The 18,921-nt window shown below is 60.1% G+C and carries 21 protein-coding genes and 1 pseudogene; 10 read left to right on the top strand and 12 right to left on the bottom strand.

What is annotated here, in order from left to right; genetic code table 11:
* Positions 1 to 99: 99 nt before the first annotated feature.
* From PSH76_RS30395 to PSH76_RS30375, 5 genes are read right to left on the bottom strand one after another with little or no spacing between them, the layout of a single operon-like run.
* Positions 100 to 498: a periplasmic heavy metal sensor gene (locus PSH76_RS30395; protein WP_021263991.1), complete on the bottom strand. Its 399-nt coding sequence runs from the start codon at positions 496 to 498 to the stop codon at positions 100 to 102.
* Positions 495 to 944 (bottom strand): hypothetical protein, encoded by a 450-nt coding sequence (locus PSH76_RS30390; protein ID WP_021263992.1) that lies wholly within the window; start codon positions 942 to 944, stop codon positions 495 to 497. The genes PSH76_RS30395 and PSH76_RS30390 overlap by 4 nt, the downstream gene beginning before the upstream one ends.
* The gene (locus PSH76_RS30385; RefSeq protein ID WP_046127927.1) at positions 941 to 1,561 is read right to left on the bottom strand and encodes an RNA polymerase sigma factor; all 621 of its coding nucleotides are present in this window, start codon (positions 1,559 to 1,561) and stop codon (positions 941 to 943) included. The genes PSH76_RS30390 and PSH76_RS30385 overlap by 4 nt, the downstream gene beginning before the upstream one ends.
* Positions 1,558 to 1,947 (bottom strand): hypothetical protein, encoded by a 390-nt coding sequence (locus PSH76_RS30380; RefSeq protein ID WP_021263994.1) that lies wholly within the window; start codon positions 1,945 to 1,947, stop codon positions 1,558 to 1,560. The genes PSH76_RS30385 and PSH76_RS30380 overlap by 4 nt, the downstream gene beginning before the upstream one ends.
* Before the next feature lie 50 nt (positions 1,948 to 1,997).
* Positions 1,998 to 2,429: an EF-hand domain-containing protein gene (locus PSH76_RS30375; RefSeq protein ID WP_021263995.1), complete on the bottom strand. Its 432-nt coding sequence runs from the start codon at positions 2,427 to 2,429 to the stop codon at positions 1,998 to 2,000.
* 234 nt (positions 2,430 to 2,663) lie between these two features.
* Between PSH76_RS30375 and PSH76_RS30370 the strand changes: the two genes are divergently transcribed.
* The 5 genes from PSH76_RS30370 to PSH76_RS30350 all read left to right on the top strand — a co-directional run bounded on the left by PSH76_RS30370 (position 2,664) and on the right by PSH76_RS30350 (position 6,182).
* Entirely contained in the window at positions 2,664 to 3,089 is a 426-nt protein-coding gene (locus PSH76_RS30370) for an EF-hand domain-containing protein (protein ID WP_021263996.1), read from the top strand.
* A gap of 155 nt (positions 3,090 to 3,244) precedes the next feature.
* Complete coding sequence (locus PSH76_RS30365; protein WP_196494983.1) at positions 3,245 to 3,553, top strand: BA14K family protein; 309 nt, start codon at positions 3,245 to 3,247, stop codon at positions 3,551 to 3,553.
* Between the two features lie 221 nt (positions 3,554 to 3,774).
* Entirely contained in the window at positions 3,775 to 4,602 is an 828-nt protein-coding gene (locus PSH76_RS30360) for a DJ-1/PfpI family protein (RefSeq protein WP_021263998.1), read from the top strand.
* Between the two features lie 164 nt (positions 4,603 to 4,766).
* A complete protein-coding gene (aac(3)-IId, locus tag PSH76_RS30355) occupies positions 4,767 to 5,627 on the top strand; it encodes an aminoglycoside N-acetyltransferase AAC(3)-IId (protein ID WP_000557454.1) in 861 nt (286 codons plus the stop codon).
* A gap of 12 nt (positions 5,628 to 5,639) precedes the next feature.
* Positions 5,640 to 6,182: an AAA family ATPase gene (locus tag PSH76_RS30350; protein ID WP_000587837.1), complete on the top strand. Its 543-nt coding sequence runs from the start codon at positions 5,640 to 5,642 to the stop codon at positions 6,180 to 6,182.
* A 481-nt stretch (positions 6,183 to 6,663) separates the two neighbouring features.
* On the opposite strand, the gene PSH76_RS30345 is transcribed toward PSH76_RS30350, so the two are convergent.
* Positions 6,664 to 6,855, bottom strand: coding sequence for a hypothetical protein (locus PSH76_RS30345; RefSeq protein WP_000951934.1), 192 nt, complete (start codon positions 6,853 to 6,855; stop codon positions 6,664 to 6,666).
* A gap of 23 nt (positions 6,856 to 6,878) precedes the next feature.
* Between PSH76_RS30345 and PSH76_RS30340 the strand changes: the two genes are divergently transcribed.
* The 4 genes and pseudogenes from PSH76_RS30340 to PSH76_RS30325 all read left to right on the top strand — a co-directional run bounded on the left by PSH76_RS30340 (position 6,879) and on the right by PSH76_RS30325 (position 10,836).
* Positions 6,879 to 7,106, top strand: coding sequence for a hypothetical protein (locus tag PSH76_RS30340; protein WP_000248278.1), 228 nt, complete (start codon positions 6,879 to 6,881; stop codon positions 7,104 to 7,106).
* 50 nt (positions 7,107 to 7,156) lie between these two features.
* Complete coding sequence (locus tag PSH76_RS30335; RefSeq protein ID WP_000080860.1) at positions 7,157 to 8,293, top strand: DUF3883 domain-containing protein; 1,137 nt, start codon at positions 7,157 to 7,159, stop codon at positions 8,291 to 8,293.
* Between the two features lie 114 nt (positions 8,294 to 8,407).
* A pseudogene (locus tag PSH76_RS30330) lies at positions 8,408 to 9,779 on the top strand (IS1182-like element ISCfr1 family transposase).
* 691 nt (positions 9,780 to 10,470) lie between these two features.
* Positions 10,471 to 10,836, top strand: a complete 366-nt coding sequence (locus PSH76_RS30325; protein ID WP_305493396.1) for a hypothetical protein — start codon at positions 10,471 to 10,473, stop codon at positions 10,834 to 10,836.
* A gap of 150 nt (positions 10,837 to 10,986) precedes the next feature.
* On the opposite strand, the gene PSH76_RS30320 is transcribed toward PSH76_RS30325, so the two are convergent.
* The 6 genes from PSH76_RS30320 to PSH76_RS30295 are packed head-to-tail and all read right to left on the bottom strand — an operon-like array spanning position 10,987 to position 16,664.
* A complete protein-coding gene (locus PSH76_RS30320; protein WP_032894389.1) occupies positions 10,987 to 11,919 on the bottom strand; it encodes a phosphatidate cytidylyltransferase in 933 nt (310 codons plus the stop codon).
* A 1-nt stretch (position 11,920) separates the two neighbouring features.
* A complete protein-coding gene (locus tag PSH76_RS30315; protein ID WP_305493395.1) occupies positions 11,921 to 12,541 on the bottom strand; it encodes a 1-acyl-sn-glycerol-3-phosphate acyltransferase in 621 nt (206 codons plus the stop codon).
* Between the two features lie 9 nt (positions 12,542 to 12,550).
* Positions 12,551 to 12,994, bottom strand: a complete 444-nt coding sequence (locus PSH76_RS30310; RefSeq protein WP_032894390.1) for a hypothetical protein — start codon at positions 12,992 to 12,994, stop codon at positions 12,551 to 12,553.
* A complete protein-coding gene (locus tag PSH76_RS30305) occupies positions 12,984 to 14,282 on the bottom strand; it encodes a phosphatase PAP2/dual specificity phosphatase family protein (RefSeq protein ID WP_305493394.1) in 1,299 nt (432 codons plus the stop codon). The genes PSH76_RS30310 and PSH76_RS30305 overlap by 11 nt, the downstream gene beginning before the upstream one ends.
* 2 nt (positions 14,283 to 14,284) lie before the next feature.
* The gene (locus tag PSH76_RS30300) at positions 14,285 to 16,033 is read right to left on the bottom strand and encodes a bifunctional alpha/beta hydrolase/class I SAM-dependent methyltransferase (RefSeq protein ID WP_305493393.1); all 1,749 of its coding nucleotides are present in this window, start codon (positions 16,031 to 16,033) and stop codon (positions 14,285 to 14,287) included.
* Positions 16,034 to 16,043: 10 nt separating this feature from the next.
* Positions 16,044 to 16,664, bottom strand: coding sequence for a CDP-alcohol phosphatidyltransferase family protein (locus PSH76_RS30295; protein ID WP_305493392.1), 621 nt, complete (start codon positions 16,662 to 16,664; stop codon positions 16,044 to 16,046).
* A 324-nt stretch (positions 16,665 to 16,988) separates the two neighbouring features.
* Between PSH76_RS30295 and hflK the strand changes: the two genes are divergently transcribed.
* On the top strand, positions 16,989 to 18,914 hold the full coding sequence (hflK, locus tag PSH76_RS30290) for a protease modulator HflK (RefSeq protein ID WP_305493391.1): 1,926 nt from the start codon (positions 16,989 to 16,991) through the stop codon (positions 18,912 to 18,914).
* The last annotated feature ends 7 nt before the right edge of the window (positions 18,915 to 18,921 follow it).

The following is an 18,921-nucleotide window of genomic DNA, read 5'->3' as shown; positions in this document are numbered from 1 at the left end:
ATGCAGAAAACGACTGAAGTATTCCTCGGTTCGATAGGGAAACCTGCCTCCTTCCGGACGAAGATATCGCCCTCGGATGCGCGTCCAACTCCAAATCAATCAGGACGACCTTGTGCGTTCCGTCGAGCGAAGTGCCTCCAAAAGCAGGTCCTGCATCAGGCGCTGGAGCGCATCTGTCGCGTTGCGCACGTCGGTCATCGCCTTCGTCACATCCGCCTCGTTGAGCGGGGACGAACCGGCGACCGAGGCCAATTCGCGACGCGCCTCTCTCAGCTTGCCGAGCGCCGCGACAGTCCGCGGTCTGTTCTCGCGGAGCAATCGTCGGAATTCGGAGCGGACCTCGTCAGGGTAAGCTGAGAACGCACTCTCGGCGAGGATAGACATCGCCGGTGCGTCACGCTGGCTTTTCACTACGTACCCGAGCGAGAAGAAGTTTCCGACCAGCGATGCTGCGAAGACGGCGAACAGAAGCGCTCGCAGCCATGAAAATCGTTTCACAGGCGGCCTCCGTTGCTTCGTGTGACAGTAATGGTCTCCGCAAGCTCAGAAGGCGGAACACCGACAGCAAACGCCAAGAGAGCATTGTCCGATATCTGCGTTTCCACACCGGCGGCCACGTAGCCACCGACCGCTGACACTGTAAGAACAAGTGCCATGCTCGCGGCTGTCGCCGGCATCGACCACGATCCGAGACCGATCGGCAGGCTGAAGGGTCGGCGCTTCGGCAGCGCGATTTTGGCCAACACATTGCGCGCAAGCGCACGCTCGTCAGTCGGCTCGATCGTTGCTTCAAGCACGAGACGGTCGAGTTGCTCTTCCTCGCTGATCGTATCGCGTCGATCAGTCGCTAGAAACAGCAACGCCTCGCGGCGAAACGGTGCCGGCCATGATGCGACATCGGCTCCAAATCGAACTTTCAAACCTTCAAATTCGCCCCTGTTCATCTTGTTTTCCTTCCATTTTGTGGTTCAGCCTTCCCGACCTCCGAAAGCTGGGCGCGTAACGTTCGCCTCGCTCGGACAAGCAGTTGCTCTACTGATCCGGCGCTTGCATCCATCACTTCGGCAATCGCGGGAACGTCGAGGTCGGCGACTGCTCGAAGGAGCAGCGCCATTCGCTGTCGTTCCGGCAGTTTTTCGAGGCCGGCGCGAACGATGGCCAACTCCTGCCGAGCGCCCATCCACGAGTCGACATCGGGGTCTTCCGAAGGAAATCCTTCGTGCGCCTCTTCGAAGCCGATGAACATGCGGAATTTGCGCCAGCGCCTCACGTCGATGCATCGATTTGCAGCGATCCGATAGATCCACGTCGTCGCGCGTCCTTTCGAACGATCGAAGCGCTTCGCGTTCTTCCAGACCGCAATGAAGACGTCCTGCACGACATCCTCGGCTTCATCGGAACCACCAAGATAGCGCCCGGCGAAGAGGCGTAGACCGCGTCCGTGCCTGTCTATCAGCTGCCGAAGGGCAAGCTGCTCGCCCGCAGCCACGCGGGCGAGCAGCACCTCGTCGTCGAGGCGCTCCGGCAGTCTTGCGATTTCCGGGGCACGCGCTTGGCTCACGCGGGCTTACCTCCAGTGGCGGCGAAAGCCGATGCCGACATTTCCGCGCGGGCCGGTGTGAACACCGATGGACCGCACGCCATGGGGGCTCGCGCCGTCACGGTGTTCCCGGAGTAGGTCCGCCCGTTCGGGCCGGTTGCAGAATAGCTGCGCCGGCACCGGTCGACGAACCCGTTGCGGCAGGTCGAATTTGACGTGTAGGTCGCACCATTCGGCCCGACACGTGTCGTCTGGCCGGAATAGATGTTGCCGTCTCTCGTCACGCTACGGGTGATCTGGCCGCCATTCCGCGTATCGCGCGTCCATTCAGCCGACATGGCCGGGGCCGCGCCAAGCAACATGGCAACACCAAGCGCGGCGAAGGTTCTCTTCCAGGAAATAAACATCTTGAACTCCTCAGTACTGATTCAATTCTTGCTCAGAGCTGCGGTCAACCTCAGCGGTCGAACATGATGCCGCGGATGACGAGAAACTCGGCGGCCGACAGCTTCCCGTCGCCATCCCGGTCGGCAAGGTCGAAGAAGAGCGTGCGAGCACGAAATTCGTCCCTCGACACCTTTCCGTCGCCGCTCGTGTCGAGCCGCCGCATCTGATTTCCGAGACGCGCCTGCATGGCCGTCGCGCGATCCATGATCGCATCGCGGAGCATTTCAGTTTCGTCTTCATCGATAACTCCGTCGCTATTCACGTCGAGGCGAGCGAAGAGTTTCGCCCGCGCGGCGACTATCTCGTCGCGCGAGACAGCGCCGTCGTTATTCGCATCGAGCCGCTGAAGAATCGGCGATACCGTTTGCGCGTGAGCCGAGATCCCCGGCAGGGAGAGAGCGGCGACCAGCGCTGAGACCAGCGCGTATGAAGCCTTTTTCATCGAGTGTCTTCCTTCGGTTCTTTGGTTTTCGTCTGCCGATGGGCAGCTACGTGAACCAATACGAACCGCTGGCTCATCTCCTACGCGCTCAATCAAGGATTCCTGACATCTTGGCGGTGGCCGTCGACGGACGCCCCTTGCAAAGAAAAATGCCCGGCGGCGCGTAGGAGCTGCCGTTCCCATGCGTAGAAGCTCGCGTTGATGCCAATCCCACCCGAGGAAGGGGAGAGAATAATGAAGTTGAAATTGCTGGCCTGCGTGATGGTTGTCCTCGCGACTAGCAGCGCTTGCGCGGCGGACGGGCAAAGAGCCCGGCAGGCTTTCCGCCAAATGGACCAAAACGGTGATCGAGCGCTTCAGTTTACCGAGATACAGGCGGCGCGTGCGTCCTTGTTCGACCGGCTGGACGCAAATCGAAATGGCGTTCTCGACAATGGTGAGGCGCAGGCCGCCCTTAAGCGCGTGAGCGAGGGCGGTAGGCTCCAGATGGCAACGGCGGAAGGTCTGGAAACGCAGGCTCGCCGGATGGATGCGAACGGCGACGGCCGAATTACGAGAGCGGAATTCGCTCAATTCATTCCCGATCGGCTTCAGCGCGCCGATGCAAACGGCGACCGTTCACTTTCGCTCTCCGAACTCAGGTCGCTTCGTCAACGCTAATCGTCACCTAGGCTTTCAAAGAACAGGACACACAACGCGATGAGAAAGACTATTGCCTCCATGGGCGCCGCAGCGCTCCTCCTTTTTCCTATGCCGCTCCTGCATCGGCGAATCCTCTCGTTCGATCGTCGGTAACGATCGATAGTGAGGGCCCCGTGCAAGAAGTCGCCCACCGGCACGGCTTCTACGTGGTCCGCGGCGTCCACTACTATAATGGATATCGCGGTGTTGTCGTCGCGCGTCCTGGCTACCGCTTCTATCGAGGATACTGGTTTCCGCCCGCAGCCTTCGCTGCCGGCGTGATCGTCGGCCGAACGCTGGCCCATCCCGTGCCACCGGCGCGCCGTCTGACCGCCGCCCATATCGAGTGGTGCTTCGATCACTATCGGTCATATCGTGCGTACGATAACACCTATCAGCCGTACGACGGTCCGCGCGAACAGTGCTGGTCGCCCTACAACTGACGTAGGAAATGTCGAATGCGTGTGACGAACTGATCGGCAGAGGCACCGCCGGTCGGTTCTTCGTCCATGGGAGAAAGTCGCTGGCGGCAGGTTAGCAGCAAACCTCAAATTGTCGGGCCGAATTCGAAACAGCTCTACGATCTCTTGGCCGAAACTGATGCCGGTTTGTCATTCGACACGACTCCAGGGTCGCTAAGCTGCCGGCGAAACCGGAGGCACCTATGAATCGAGACCTGAACTTCACCCGCCGCGAAGTCTTTTCTGCGCTAACGTTTGCTACAACCAGTGCACTACTAACCAACGATTCGGCCGCGCAAACCGCGGCGAAGGATCAATCGCAGCTGGTCGCCCGCGACTCCGAAAAGCCCTTGACCTGTGGGCTTCTGCTCTTCCCGAATATGACCGCCTTGGACCTTGTTGCGCCCCAGCTGGTGATGTCGAAACTTCCGAATTCAGTCGTTCATCTGATCGCCGAGAGCCAAAGCCCGGTGATGTCGGACAGCGACCTGGCAATCGTCCCGACGATGACTTTTGAACAGTGTCCTGACGAACTGGATGTCTTCTTTGTTCCCGGCGGGCCGAAGGGTACATTGACCGCGCTCCAGAATGATCGGCTTCTCGATTTCGTGTCTCATCGCGGATCACGTGCGCGATACATCACCAGCGTTTGCACCGGCTCCGTCCTTCTCGGAGCTGCCGGTCTCCTCAAAGGTTACAAGGCGGCGTCATACTGGGGCACGCTCGACATGCTTCCAGTGTTCGGGGCGACGCCCGTTAGTGATCGCGTCGTCAAGGATCGAAACCGAATTACGGGCGGCGGGATTACCGCAGGACTCGACTTTGGGCTTGAACTCGCAGCAGAGCTACGTGGCGAGCAGCGCGCGCGCCTGCAGCAATTGATCATGGAATACGATCCCAAGCCTCCTTTTGACAGCGGCTCGCTAAACACGGCATCCGCCGAAACGGTCGCTCATGCGCGTGAGCTTCTTGGTCCTTCGCTGCTTGCTATTCGCGCGGAGGCGGAGCGGGCGGCGAGACGACGCGGATAAACGCTTGGCCAAAAAGCCACCAACGGCGACGGTCCCCCACCTCGGTCAAGCAGCGAGAGGTAGAGTGATATCTCGATAGGTATAGTGTTTTGCAGTTTAGAGGAGATGAGGTAGAGTGATATCTCGATAGGTATAGTGTTTTGCAGTTTAGAGGAGATATCGCGATGCATACGCGGAAGGCAATAACGGAGGCGCTTCAAAAACTCGGAGTCCAAACCGGTGACCTCTTGATGGTGCATGCCTCACTTAAAGCGATTGGTCCGGTCGAAGGAGGAGCGGAGACGGTCGTTGCCGCGTTACGCTCCGCGGTTGGGCCGACTGGCACTGTGATGGGATACGCGTCGTGGGACCGATCACCCTACGAGGAGACTCTGAATGGCGCTCGGCTGGATGACGAAGCCCGCCGTACCTGGCTGCCGTTCGATCCCGCAACAGCCGGGACTTACCGTGGGTTCGGCCTGCTGAATCAATTTCTGGTTCAAGCCCCCGGCGCGCGGCGCAGCGCGCACCCCGATGCATCGATGGTCGCGGTTGGTCCGCTGGCTGAAACGCTGACGGAGCCTCACGAACTCGGTCACGCCTTGGGGGAAGGATCGCCCGTCGAGCGGTTCGTTCGCCTTGGCGGGAAGGCCCTGCTGTTGGGTGCGCCGCTAAACTCCGTTACCGCATTGCACTACGCCGAGGCGGTTGCCGATATCCCCAACAAACGGTGGGTGACGTATGAGATGCCGATGCTTGGAAGAGACGGTGAAGTCGCCTGGAAAACGGCATCGGATTACGATTCAAACGGCATTCTCGATTGCTTTGCTATCGAAGGAAAGCCGGATGCGGTTGAAACTATAGCAAATGCTTACGTGAAGCTCGGTCGCCATCGAGAAGGTGTCGTGGGCTTTGCTCAGTGCTACCTGTTCGACGCGCAGGACATCGTGACGTTCGGCGTCACCTATCTTGAGAAGCATTTCGGAACCACTCCGATCGTGCCTCCGCACGAGGCCGTCGAGCGCTCTTGCGAGCCTTCAGGTTAGAGGCCGTCGACAATGATAATCTGGATCAACGGACCTTTCGGCGCCGGAAAGACGACGCTCGCTAAGCGGCTGCGCGATCGGCGTTCCAAATCGCTGATCTTTGACCCCGAGGAAATCGGGTTCGTGGTGAAAGAAACGGTCCCCATGCCAGCGAGCGGAGACTATCAGGATCTCCCCTTGTGGAGGGGACTTACGATCGCGGCGGTCAGGGAGATTCGAAGGAATTACTCGCAGGACATCATCATCCCAATGACGCTCGTGCACCCGGACTATCTGACTGAGATACTCGACGGGGTAAGGCGGATCGACGATCAGCTGCTGCACATCTTTCTGACGCTCAACGAGGACCTATTGCGTCACCGGATCGCGAACCAGACCATGCATCCTGACCCGAATCGAAATGCGGAGATTCGAGAGTGGCGATTAGCGAATGTCGCCCGATGCTTGGCCGCAAGGGAACGGCTTCCATGCACAACCCGTGTTCTCGATAGTGGTGCACACACCAGCGATGAACTCGCAGCGATGGTGCTCGACGGAATCGATGGGCGCACCTGATCGCCTTCGACGCCTGCGCAAAGCGTAGCGCGAGGGTGGCGGGCTCACGACCAAACGCCCAGAGGTCGATCATCGCAGGGATGTTTGGCTTTGTGGTGCGGACGACGGGACTCGAACCCGTACTCTCACAGAGAAGCAGATTTTCGTACCACCTCGACTTTCGCCGCCGTCTGATGACGTTCGTGGTCTGGACTGTCCCTTCGCCATTGCCCGAAGGCTTTAGGCGCCGCCCGTCCAGTCTCTACACCTTCCCCCGAAGGGGCTTGGCTCGGGATTGGCTTAGGGTATTGCCCGTTAGCGTTCCCCGACTTTGAGCGGTTCTACTCCGCGGATTTCCCCGCGGGCACTCCAATTTTAAAGTCTGCTGCGTCTACCGATTTCGCCACGTCCGCCTTTTTTCGCCGTTCCTAGCGCTCGTGCGATGCACCTATGTTGCACCTAGCGCCGAATCGTTCTTCGTCATCCTGAAAAACCACGTCTCCTAAAGCCTTGCATAGCTTATCTTTTCTCCACCACGAACTTTTTTGTGGGATGGTAGAAAAAAAGACTTTTTAAGTCCGCTGGCTTGCCAGGCCTTGTTAGCTTGTACGGTCATGGTTATCGGGTAAAGAATATTGACGGCATCGCTGGTGTCGGTGGCTGAAAAGCCGGCTCCCATCAGGGCAATAGCCATTTCAGATGCAGGCGTACAGGGCAATGGTCAACAGCTACAGCCTGTCTGACGATTCCGGCGTCATGGCTGCGGCGGCTATCACGCATTTTTTGTTCGGTCAGGCGGTGTTTTCGTACCTCAATGGTTGGAGCGTGTTGATCGGACCTGGTACAGGTTTGGACAGCACGGGCTGCAAATACGCAAGGGATTTAATGGGCCTGGTGGCGTTCACGGCTTTTATCGTGACGTTTCTGTTCAGGGGCTACTCATAATCTCGTGGCTCGGCGGTTCCCGGCACACCATGACAGTAAGGAAGGACCCTGTGTCTCAACTCTCCCAGCTTCGAAGCCCCGCCGCCGTGCAGGCTGCCATCGATGAGTTCGTGCAACTGGGCCGCACGAAATTCCTGGCGCGCCACGGCTACGGCAAGTCCCGCGACTTCCTGGTACGTGATCCGAAGACCGGCACCGATTGCGATTCCAAGGCCATCGCCGGTGTGGCCTTCGGCAAGCAATTTCCCGAGCAGGGCCCGCTCACTGCTGACAGCTTCTCCGGTGGCGAGGCGACCGTCGTTCCGGCGCTGACGCGGCTCGGGTTTCGCATCATTCGCATCGGCGAAGACTGGTCCGAAGAAGAGGTCCTGGCCACGGTCGAAGACTATTTCGACATGCTGCGTGCCGAGGCGGCTGGGGAGCCGTACAACAAGTCCGAGCACAACCAGGCACTGCGCCAACTGCTGAACGGTCGCAGCAAGTCTTCAGTCGAGCTCAAGCACCAGAACATTAGCGCCGTACTCGATGCCCTGGGCCTGCCCTATATCAACGGCTACAAGCCACGCGGCAACAGCCAACTGCTGCTGCGTAAATCCGTACACGCCTACGTTCTGGAACATCAGCAGACGGTCGGCGCTCTTGTCGATGCCCTGGAGGAGGTAAAACTTCCGGGTGACAAAACCTACCGAGCGGCTTTGGTAGAACCACCCGCCCGTGAAGTGCTTGTGCGTACCCCGGCATCTCTACGGCAACGCCTACCGCGAAAGTTCGATTATGCCGCTCGCGATGAAGCCAACCGCAAGCTGGGCCGGGCAGGGGAGCAGTGGGTGATTGGCTACGAACAGCAACGCCTGACCGAGCTCGGCCACCCAGAGCTTTTTCAGCGGCTGGATTGGGTGTCCGACACCCAGGGAGACGGTGCGGGGTTCGACATCCTGTCGTTCGAAGAGGACGCCCATGAGCGCTTCATCGAGGTGAAAACCACCAATGGCGGGGTAGGCTCGTCTTTCTTGGTCAGCCACAACGAACTCGAATTCTCCAAGGAGGCGGGCGATCAATTCCATCTGTATCGCGTGTTCCAGTTTCGGGACGGTCCGCGCCTGTTCACGCTACCCGGCGACCTCAGCCAACATGTGCATCTCAAGCCGACGGACTACCGGGCGAGTTTCCGGAGTTTGGTGGGGTAAAGGCAGGGTTCTGTTGAGCCGAATGGCTGTGTGCGGCCGATTCTGTTGAAAAAGTAGCGGCCTCCCCATGCCGTTGGCAAAATTGCTTTGTCAGCGAGCGTGGGGGCGAACAGCATGATGGGACAGTTACCGGGAGGACAGCAGCGCCTGTTCTACTCGTTCAATCTGGAAGATCACGTCCCGGCCCAACATCTCCTGCGCAGCATCGACCAGTGCTTGGATCTCAGTGATCTACGTGCCTACCTGGCAGATTTCTATAGCCCCATCGGGCGTCCCTCGATTGACCCGGAGTTGATGGTGCGCATGCTGGTCGTCGGCTACTTGCTATGGCATTCGTTCCGAGCGGCGATTGTGCGAAGAGGTGCACCTGAACCTGGCCTATCGCTGGTTCTGCCGGTTGGGTCTGGAAGACGAAGTCCCCAATCACTCGACCTTCTCGAAGAATCGCCATGGGCGTTTTCGTGACAGCGATCTATTCCGCTGGTTATTCAATGAGGTGCTGCGGCGCTGCATGGCAGCCGGCCTAGTCAAGGGTGAAGGTTTCGCCGTCGACGCCAGCATCATTAAGGCGGATGCCAGCCGGCAACGTGGGGTGGCGGGAGATGAGGTCGATTGGAACGATCCAAAGCTCAGCAGCCGCGCAGTGCGCGAGTACCTCGAAGCCCTTGATGAAGAGGCGCTGGCTGAGGCTCTTCCCAAGAAAATTTCGCTCACTGATCCTCAGTCCCGTTGGACAGCAGCGCCAGGTGGCCCGGCCTTTTTTGCCTACTCCACGAATTACCTGATCGACACTGAGCACGGTGTGATCATGGACGTGGAAGCTACCCCGGCGCACCGTACCGCCGAAGTCGATTCGACTAGGACGATGGTCGAGCGTGTCGAGGCGCAGTTCGATCTCACACCGGAACGCCTTATCGGCGATACCGCTTATGGCACCGCCCCGATGCTGGCCTGGATGGTCGAAGAAAAGGACATCGAACCGCATGTGCCGGTGTGGGACAAGACCGAGCGCAAGGACGACAGCCTCTCCAGTAACGACTTTCACTGGAGTCAGGACGCCAATGAATATCGCTGCCCAGCCGGCAAACCGCTACGCAGTGAATGGCGCGCCTTCACCCAGCAAAGGTCGCGGGTAACTAAGGCCAAAACCGTCATTTACCGCTCCAGCCAAACCGACTGCGCCACCTGCCCGTTGAAAGCGAAATGCTGCCCCAACACGCCGAATCGGAAGATCGTCCGCAGCATCCATGAGGCTGCCCGCGACGTGGCTCGACGCATCGCCAAGACACCGGAGTACCTCGTCTCTCGCTGCGAACGAAAGAAGGTGGAGATGCTTTTCGCCCACCTCAAACGGATCATGAAACTCGACCGTTTACGACTGCGTGGCCTAACGGGTGCCACTGACGAATTCACCTTGGCTGCGATGGTGCAGAACCTGCGCCGCATGGCCAAGCTTTTGCCTCAAGGGCCACCGCTGACGGGATAGGTATGCCTGCTACGAGCAGAAACCCTCAAATTAACCCTTAAACCTGAGCAAGGACGCTCAGTGAAACGCCGGAAGGCAACTTGAAGTGGCTTGCAGCCACTTCGACAGCAGGCACACCTGATCGGCAGGCTGCCGCTAAAGCTACTTTTTCAACAGAATCGGCCGATTTGTGCCGGTCGTCAAGGACCGCTTCGGATCACTCTCAACCGGATCGCGGGCCAGCTGATTTGCTAAAACCCGCGCCAAACTCAACGAAGGATTTCGCATGATCCGTTTTTTTTGGCGATCACGCTCGGCCTGATGGTTGGCTGCTCGTCGAGTTCAAGTTCGATCTGATCAGTGAGCGGTAGCGCAAGTGGATCGCCTCAGCCAAGCAGCGTTGTTGCCGGCGGCCGGAAGAAAGCCTTGAACTAGTAGCGGAAAGGATGAAACTTTATTTTTACGATTCTCAGCATTTTCCAAGGTTGAGCGAAAATTAGGATGATACTTTAATGATTCCGGCCTCCATCCCCACAAAACGCTTGCAGATGGCAGAATTGAAATAAGTCATTGTTTTAAATGGATTTTTGCAGGAATTGCTACGTTGCAGGGTCCTGTAGTTAGGATGACACTTTATTTTCCTCCCACAAGGGGCTGTTTTCAACAGCCCCTTTTTTCGTTTTGGATTCGCTCAATTCAAGGATGCGTATTGATGCAAAACCCTTCTGCCACTGTCCAAGCACGTTTGCACAATCGTCGGTTCGTGGTCGCGAATAACGCCCAAGGGGTGTCCGGTACCGGCACCGTGTTTCATTACCAAGTCGAAGACGGGGTGATTTCGAGCACTTACCAGGGGGGCCGAATTAGCCTGGGAACGCAGGTCGGGCGGGTGGCCGGCCCAGATACCATCGAGCTGCTTTATCAGTGCATAACCCTGGATGGGGAACTGCTCGCGGGCTGGTCACGTGGCACGGTAGGTGTGGATCACGCCGGGCTCACAACGCTGAGTTTCGTTTGGGGCTGGCTGTCAGGTGCGACAGGCGGCGGGGAGTCCAGCTATGTCGAGATCACTGCTTAAAGAGCCCGCAGCCGCATTTACTGTAGGAGCGAGCTTGCTCGCGAAAAACGTCAACGATAACGCGTGCTTTCTGAATAAACGCGGTGCCTGTGAGTTTTTCGCGAGCAAGCTCGCTCCTACATGGGGCATTGGGTTTGAGAAAGGTGTGGGTCAGGTCCACCAGTAGCGTACAAGGTGGAAGAAGATCGGCGCCGCAAAGCACACCGAATCCAGCCTATCCAGCATCCCGCCATGCCCTTCGATCATGTGCCCCCAGTCTTTCACGCCGCGGTCGCGCTTGATCGCCGACATCACGATCCCGCCGGCAAACCCCAGCAAGTTGATCAGCAGCGCGATCAAGAATGACTGCCAGGGATTGAACGGTGTGGTCCACCACAACGCCGCGCCAATCAAGGATGACAACAGGATCCCGCCCACAAACCCTTCCACGGTTTTCGACGGCGACAGGTTGGGCGCGATCTTGCGTTTGCCGAACAGCTTGCCGCATACGTACTGCAGCACGTCCGACAGTTGCACCACGATCACCAGATAGGCGATCAGCAGCAGGTTACGGCCTTCGTAGCCCGGTATGTCCAAGGTCAGCAGCGCCGGGACGAAGGACACGCAGAACACGGCGATCATCAAACCCCATTGCACCTTCGATGCACGCTCCAGGAAGTGCGTACTGTCGCCGCCCAGAGAGGCGAGGATCGGTAGCAGCAGGAACACGTACACCGGGATGAAGATCGAGAACAGCCCATACCAGTCGGCGTAGATCAGCAGGTATTGCAACGGCAGGGCCAGGTAAAACGCGGCCACCAGGGCCGGGTAGTCGCTGCGTCGAGTGGGCGTGAGGGTAAGAAACTCGCGCAGGGCGTAGAACGACACCGCGTAGAACAACAGGATCACCGCGCCGGTGCCGAGCCAGAAGGCGATGCCGATGACTACCACCATTACCCACCAGGCGTTTATGCGGGCGTTGAGGTTGTCGATCACGGCATTCGGGTTGCCACGGGTGCGCAGCTTGAGGATCAGGCCGATCAGCGAGGCGATCACCAGGATCGCGCCGATGCCGCCAAATAACATCAGGGTTTGGCTATCCATCTCAGGAATGCTCCGGGGCAAGGGCGAGCAGGGCGTCGCGGCTGCGGGCAAGGAAGGCGGCTTTGTCTTCGCCTTCTTCCAGTTGCAGGGGCGCACCGAAGCTGGTGGTGCATAACAAGGGAAGTGGTAATACGCGACCCTTGGGCATCACCCGGTTCAGGTTGGCTATCCACACGGGGACCAGCTCGGCCTGTGGGTAACTCTTTGCCAAGTGATACAAGCCGCTTTTGAACGGCAGCAAGCCATCCTCCAGATTGCGCGTGCCTTCGGGGAAAATGATCAGCGAATCGCCGCCCTCCAACGCCGCAAGCATGGGCTGCAGAGGGTTATCCACAGGGTCCTTGCGCTCACGGTCGATCAGCACGCCATTGAACACTCGATTGATGATGTAGCGGCGCAGCGCACTCTTGTTCCAGTAATCACTGCCGGCCACTGGGCGCGTGAATTTGCGCAGGTTCTGCGGCAGCGATGCCCATACCAGCACGGAGTCCCCGTGGCTGCTGTGGTTGGCAAAGTAGATACGCTGCACCGGTACCGGCGCGCACCCCAGCCACAGGCTGCGGGCGCCGGTGACGGTGCGGGCCATGGAGGTAATCAGCGTGGCGACCACGGGTTCGAACATGGGAATTCCTTATCCGGAGAAAGGTAGCCAAGGGCTGGCGAGGATGACGCCCAGGGTCAGCAGCGCTTGCGCGCCCAGCAGCCAGGCTTGTTTACGCAACAGTTTGAGGGCGCCACGGCGGCGTTCAGTCCAGGGGCGACCGGCTCGTTTGGGCGATTGCAGGCCAAGCGTCTGCAGGGCCTGGTCCAGGTCTGGCGTGCGGGTAACGTCGCGAGCCAGCAGGGCGAACAAGTCGGCGTCGAAGGCCACCCGCAGCGCCCAATACTTTTGCAACAGCCCCAGCACAATCATCCACAGGGCCAACAGCAAGCAAATGGTGGAAATACTGGCCAGCAACAATTGGGCGAGGCCGAACAGCACACCGAGCAGCGTCAGCCCTGTGGATAACTGATCCAGTGATCGGCCACGGCGCAACAGGCTGGCGACGACCTGAAGTTCCATATCAGCAGGCATTTGGCAAACCCTCCAACGCTTGACGGTGTGCGGGGTGCAGGACCACATCGGCCCGCGCTGTACGAATAATAGCCAGCGCTTGCTCAACCGTGGCGGCGCGCCCCGTGTTCAACAGCCAGGCGGCGACGGCGGTGGCGCTGCGTGAGTAACCGAGGGCACAGCACACCAACAGCGGGCCGCTCGCTTGCAGGCGTTCAATGGCGTGGGCGGCGTTCAGGCATTCATCGGGGGTTGGGGCGATCAGGTCCAGCACGGGCACGCAGACGTAAGCACGGCCTTGTGGATCCATCGGCAGTTCGGCGCATAAGTCGACGATGCTCGCGAATGAGCGCTGTTCACCGGTTGTAGGAATGCGCCCAAGCCAGACGTTATCCACAATCAGGTCCGGCTGTGGATGTTTGCGTGTCCACGCCCGCGAATTGATCCACGCGCCCGCCAGATAAGGCGCATACAACCAGCGTGCGGCAGGCGTCAGGCGGCCATCGTCGCGTTTCTGAAAGCCCGGCGCACCGAGTGCAAGGTAATTGGCCGTAATCAATCCCAAGGAAACCGCTGGCCATAGCAGCCATAGCCACCCGCCACCGAGTACCCAGGCCAGCGCCGTCAGGACCAAGGCACCTAACCCATAGCGCATCCCCAGCCGCCAGCGCTGGGAATCGCGCGTCAATCGCGCGTTCAGTAATGGGCTGGGATGCGCTACAGGCCATAACCACACGCACAGCCATCCCGCGAGGGCGCCTGTGGGTAAGTCGATAAAGTGATGTTGATAAGTGGTCAGCACCGAAACGCCGATCAGCGCGAACCAGCCATGCACCACCCAGCGCCAGAATCCTTGAGTGTGCCGCTGGTACATCACCCACAAGATCACCAGCAGGGCGATATGCAGCGAAGGCGCCTGGTTGAAGGGCTTGTCAAAACCGGCCAGCACTGCAAACAACCAGCCGAACATACCGTCCAGTTCCGGCCGCTCAAACGTGAAGCGCAGTGGCCAGATCAGGAAGCAACTCACGGCAATCACCTGCGCACTCAGCAGGCGCAGCGCATGCTGCTTGAGCTCATGGCGCGTGTTGGGTAGCAGCAGGGAGAAGCCGTAAAGCAGGTCGATGGACCAGTAGGGCACGATGGTCCAGGCCCAGAACGGCATGTGGCTTTCCCAGCCGAACACCAGCGTGCCGACGTCACTACGCTGGCTGGTGACCCAGGTGGCAAAGCCATAGGTGCTGAAAAACAGCGGTGCCAACAGCAGCAGCCAGAGCACCGCTGGTTTCAATAAACCGGGTTCGCGCATGTTCAGATCTTCTGTGCCAGGGACACGGTGAAAATGCCCCACTCATCCACGCGCTGGGTGATCTTGCGAAAGCCCGCCGCTTCGACGAGTTGGTCCATTTCCGCCTGGCTGCGCCGGCGCATCACCCAGGCCTGGCCCTGGCGGTGGCTGGTGAGCGCGCGGGCAATCAGCTCCAGCTGCGGGTGCCACGGTTGGCCGGTGTAGACCAGGTAACCACCCGGCTCCACGGCTTCGGCCAAGCCTGCCAGCGAACCACCGACCATGGCATTGTCGGCGAACAATTCGTACAGGCCAGACACCACGGCCAGTGTCGGCTTGGGGTCCAGGGCCGCCAGGTCAGCGCGGTCGAACGCATCGCCTTTGACGAACTGGGCGATGTCCCCCAGGCCCTTCTCGCGAATCAGCGCGCCACCGTCGCGCACGTTGATGTCGCTGTAGTCGCGCAGCAGGATCGATTCCGGCAGCGGCGATACGCCTTGCAAGGCTTCCAGGATGTAGCGGCCGTGGCCGGCGGCAATGTCGACAATGCGCACTTCGCGTTGGTCATCACGCAGCTTGGCCATGGCCAGACGCAGCAGTTCCTCGACGTTCAGCTTGCGCTGGCGAATACCGCGCCAGCCGATGGAGTTGAGGTAATTGGTGTCGATCATCCGCCCCAGCCCGCCCTTGCCGGCAGGCTTATTGCGATACACGTAGTCGAGCGTGCTGCCGGAGTCGAAACCGGTATCGAAGCCCAGCTTCACCCCGTCCGACAGGTTTTTACCCAAGCCCATGCTGGCGCGGGTCATGCGCCAGTACAGGTCGCGCAGGGAATTGCGCGGCAGCGGCGCGGCCAGGGATTCGGATTCGGCGCAGGTGGCGCCGAGTTTGTCGGCGTCCAGCAGGTTGGCGCGGTCCAGCGGGTGGGCGAAGTTCTGCAAGATAAAGCGTTTGGCGCTGCTCACGGCCACGGCGCGATCACGTTCGCCGAGGGTGTCGTGGAAAAAACCGGGGAGGATATGCAGCTCTTTTTTCAGGCTGCCGAGGCGGTCGAAAAACTGCTGCTGGGGTTTACGGTGCACCACAAAGTCGGAGCCCGAAATAAGCAGTTGGGTCGGCACCTGGATCGCCTGGGCGTCGGCGACAACCCGGTCGGCCGCTTCGTACAGGCCCAGCAGCACGTTCACCGAAATAGCCTTGGTGATCAGCGGATCGTTGTCGTAGGACGCCACGCGTTCCGGGTCATGGCTGAGGAACTTGGCCTTGACGTAGCTGTTGACGAAAAAGTTACCGCGAAACTTGCGCATCAATGCCAGGCCGGGGCGGGCGAAGGGCACGTACAGCTTGACCTTGAAGGCTGGCGAGGCGAGCACCAGGGCGCGGATTTTCGGCGCGTAGTCATGAACCCAGGTGGCCGCGATCACCGCGCCGACGCTTTGGGCGATGACGGCGAGGTCTTCCTCTTCGATGCCGTAGGTGGCATTGATGTGGTCACAGAACGTCTGCACGTCGCGGGCGCTGGTGGCAAAGCTGGGGCTGTCGCCGCGCTCGCCGGGGGATTGGCCGTGGCCACGGGCGTCCCAGGCGAAGAAGTCGAATTCAGGCAGGCCCAGTTCCTCCACCAGGTGGGCAATACGCCCTGAGTGCTCATGGCCGCGATGGAACAACAGGATCGCCTTGCGCGGCCCGGCGCCTGCCGTGGCCGGCCAGTGCCGGTAGAAAAGCTCGACGCCATCATGGGTACTGAAGGTGTGCTGTTGCTGTTCGCGCATCGCAAAATCCTTATGCAGAAGGGGAAGTTTGTTGTTCTTTGAGGCCCTGACGCACCCGGTTGACCAAGGTATAGGCGAGCAGGGCGGCCACCAGCCACATCACCGCCTCAACCCAACCGGCGCCGAGCCAGCCCAGCGCCACGCCAGTGGCCAGCACCCCGAGCACAAACGCCCGGTCACTCTTGCCCATGGGCCCGTCATAACGGCGCGACGCGCCCACCATCGGCCCCAGCACCCCGGCGTACTCGCTGAATACCGCCAGCAGCGTCACCAGCAACACCGGCGCCAGGCTCATCTCGGGGATCAAGGCAAAGGGCAGTATCAGCGCACTGTCGGCGATCACATCGCACAGTTCATTGAGATAAGCACCGAGGCGCGACTGCTGGCCGAATTCCCGGGCGAGCATGCCGTCAATGGCATTGAGGGCCATGCGCACAATCATCCACAGCGGGATCAGTGCAAACAGCCAGAGGTGTTGGGCAAAGCCCGCGATCAACAGCCCCACCAGCACGGAAACAACCCCGGCCAGCACGGTGATCTGGTTGGCGGTGGTGCCGTTGTCATAGAGGCGCTGCACGAGAGGGCGCAGCAGGTTTTGAAAACGCGGTTTGAGTTGGTAGATGGAAATCATGGGGGGTGGCGCTTCCTTGTCCGTGAACCCGCGAAAAACTGTTCTGAAGTGTGCCGACTAATCGCAGCCGACACCAGTGATGGCTCGTGTTTATAGGGGGTTAGTCACATTCTCAGCACAACGAGGGGCCAATGTAGGAGCGAGCTTGCTCGCGAAAAACTCACAGGCGCCGCGTTTATTCAGGAAGCCCGCGTTATCGTTGACGTTTTTCGCGAGCAAGCTCGCTCCTACGGAAGGCACGCCTGTTTTCACCGGGGGTTCGAACAAAAATTTCACGCTTCGTGTTATATCGTAACGAATTGTGTACAAGTGGGCGTTGAGCAGATGCAAGTGGATCTAGAGGCTGACGGGGCTTCGGTTGAAGGCCTCGCGCGTTTTCAGCAAGGGCTGTTCCACGCCCGTCGATTGCGCCAGGCCGGTATCGGCCTGACGACCCTGGCCCTCAGCGGTTGGATATTGGCGCTGTTCGTAGCGTTGTTTGCACCCCTGTCGATCTGGCCGGTGGTATTGATCAACTGCGCCTCGGCCTTGCTGCTGCTGGTGGCCGGGTTACAGTCGGCCTGGTGGGTAGCCGACTGGCGTGCCCAGGCGCTGGAGGCGCCAAGCGGCGAGTTGATCGAACCTGACAGCGAGGCCATTTCTTGGCACAAGGGCCTGATCAACCGGTTCGGCAACGGCCTGTTGGCGCAGATTGGCGCGCCGGTGCTGTGGTTGGGCGGCTGGTCGCTGTTGGCGCTGGTCAGCATCCTGCAGTTCTGGAACCTGGGCTTGCCCGCTGCCGCCATCGGGCAATCGGCAAGTATTGGCGCAGCGCTCGCATTGGCCCTGGCGTTTGGCCTGCTGGTATTCGAACGCCGCCTGGCCCAGGAAACTGCCGCCCAATGGCCGGAAGCCTCACAGTTGGCGCAGTTGAGCCGGATGGCAATTATCTGCCTGGTACTCAGCGCGATCTGCCTGCTGTTTGCCAGTGCAGAGTCGGTCTGGCCGTTGCGCCTGGCCACTCTCATCGGGCTGTTGCCGGCGTTGGTGGCGTTGGAGTTCCTGCTCAGGGGCGTGCTCTCGCTGTTCAGCCCACGCCAGCCGCGCCTCGAACCGCGCTTGATGGCGCAGAGTTTTATCGCCGGCCTGCTACGTTGGCCGCCGCAACCCTTGCTGGCGTTGCAGCATGAACTGCACAACCGCTTTGGCATCGACCTGCGTCAGATCTGGGCCTTTACCTACATGCGCCGGGCGTTTTTCCCGGTGCTGCTGGTGGTGCTGGCGGTAGGTTGGGCGTTGACTGGTGTGCATGAAGTGCCCCTGCAAGGCCGTGGGATTTATGAGCGCTTTGGTAAACCCGTCGAGGTGTTCGGCCCCGGGCTGCATGCGGGTTTGCCGTGGCCGTTGGGCCGCGTACTGAATGTTGAAAACGGCGTGGTGCATGAGCTGGCGACCAGCGTCAGTGACGCCGCCACACCGCAGATGGCTGCCGCGGAAGGCCCGGCGCCGTTGATCGCCAACCGCCTGTGGGACGCCAGCCATGTGAACGACAAATCCCAGGTGATTGCCAGCAGCAGCGGCGACAAGCAGGGCTTCCAGATCGTCAATATGGACGTGCGCTTTGTCTACCGCATCGGCCTCACCGATCAGGCTGCGCTTGCCGCCACCTACAACAGCGCGGATATCCCGACCCTGATCCGCAGCACCGCCAGCCGCATCCTGGTGCACGATTTTGCCTCGCGCACCCTGGATGAATTGCTCGGGGAAGAGCGCACCAGCCTCGCCGACGAGATTGGCCGCAGCGTGCAAGCCGACCTGCAAACCCTCGACAGCGGTGTGGAAATCCTTGCCACGGTGGTCGAGGCTATCCACCCGCCGGCCGGCGCCGCTAACGCTTACCACGGTGTGCAAGCCGCGCAGATCGGCGCCCAGGCGTTGATCGCCCGTGAACGCGGTGCGGCCAGCGAACAGACCAACCAGGCGCTGCTTCAAGCCAGCACTGCCCGCGATCAGGCCCAGGCCAGCGCCCGCGAAGTGAACGCTGGCGCCCAAGCAGCAAACCTGCGCTTTGCCGCCGAACAAAAGGCCTACGCCGCTGCGGGCCAAGCCTTCGTGCTGGAACAGTACCTGGGCCAACTGAGCCAGGGCCTGGCCCAGGCCAAGCTGCTTATTCTGGATCATCGTTTGGGCGGCGATAGCGCGCCGACGATCGATCTGCGTTCTTTTACCTTGCCCGCCGACCCGTCGGCGCCGCGCAAAGCCGTTCAATAAGGAGTTC

Origin of the sequence: Pseudomonas sp. FP215, assembly GCF_030687795.1 — a bacterium.
Lineage (GTDB): Bacteria > Pseudomonadota > Gammaproteobacteria > Pseudomonadales > Pseudomonadaceae > Aquipseudomonas > Aquipseudomonas salmasensis.
Note: the sequence above shows the minus strand (reverse complement) of the source record. Positions and strands in the feature narration are given on the sequence as shown.

Excerpts from the sequence above, each read along its gene's own strand:
- PSH76_RS30390 (WP_021263992.1), bottom strand. The coding sequence starts at position 944 with ATGAACAGGGGCGAATTTGAAGGTTTGAAAGTTCGATTTGGAGCCGAT.
- PSH76_RS30380 (WP_021263994.1), bottom strand. The coding sequence starts at position 1,947 with ATGTTTATTTCCTGGAAGAGAACCTTCGCCGCGCTTGGTGTTGCCATG.
- PSH76_RS30375 (WP_021263995.1), bottom strand. The coding sequence starts at position 2,429 with ATGAAAAAGGCTTCATACGCGCTGGTCTCAGCGCTGGTCGCCGCTCTC.
- PSH76_RS30370 (WP_021263996.1), top strand. The coding sequence starts at position 2,664 with ATGAAGTTGAAATTGCTGGCCTGCGTGATGGTTGTCCTCGCGACTAGC.
- PSH76_RS30360 (WP_021263998.1), top strand. The coding sequence starts at position 3,775 with ATGAATCGAGACCTGAACTTCACCCGCCGCGAAGTCTTTTCTGCGCTA.
- PSH76_RS30350 (WP_000587837.1), top strand. The coding sequence starts at position 5,640 with ATGATAATCTGGATCAACGGACCTTTCGGCGCCGGAAAGACGACGCTC.
- PSH76_RS30345 (WP_000951934.1), bottom strand. The coding sequence starts at position 6,855 with ATGGCTATTGCCCTGATGGGAGCCGGCTTTTCAGCCACCGACACCAGC.
- PSH76_RS30340 (WP_000248278.1), top strand. The coding sequence starts at position 6,879 with ATGGTCAACAGCTACAGCCTGTCTGACGATTCCGGCGTCATGGCTGCG.
- PSH76_RS30325 (WP_305493396.1), top strand. The coding sequence starts at position 10,471 with ATGCAAAACCCTTCTGCCACTGTCCAAGCACGTTTGCACAATCGTCGG.
- PSH76_RS30320 (WP_032894389.1), bottom strand. The coding sequence starts at position 11,919 with ATGGATAGCCAAACCCTGATGTTATTTGGCGGCATCGGCGCGATCCTG.
- PSH76_RS30315 (WP_305493395.1), bottom strand. The coding sequence starts at position 12,541 with ATGTTCGAACCCGTGGTCGCCACGCTGATTACCTCCATGGCCCGCACC.
- PSH76_RS30310 (WP_032894390.1), bottom strand. The coding sequence starts at position 12,994 with ATGCCTGCTGATATGGAACTTCAGGTCGTCGCCAGCCTGTTGCGCCGT.
- PSH76_RS30305 (WP_305493394.1), bottom strand. The coding sequence starts at position 14,282 with ATGCGCGAACCCGGTTTATTGAAACCAGCGGTGCTCTGGCTGCTGCTG.
- PSH76_RS30300 (WP_305493393.1), bottom strand. The coding sequence starts at position 16,033 with ATGCGCGAACAGCAACAGCACACCTTCAGTACCCATGATGGCGTCGAG.
- PSH76_RS30295 (WP_305493392.1), bottom strand. The coding sequence starts at position 16,664 with ATGATTTCCATCTACCAACTCAAACCGCGTTTTCAAAACCTGCTGCGC.
- hflK (WP_305493391.1), top strand. The coding sequence starts at position 16,989 with ATGCAAGTGGATCTAGAGGCTGACGGGGCTTCGGTTGAAGGCCTCGCG.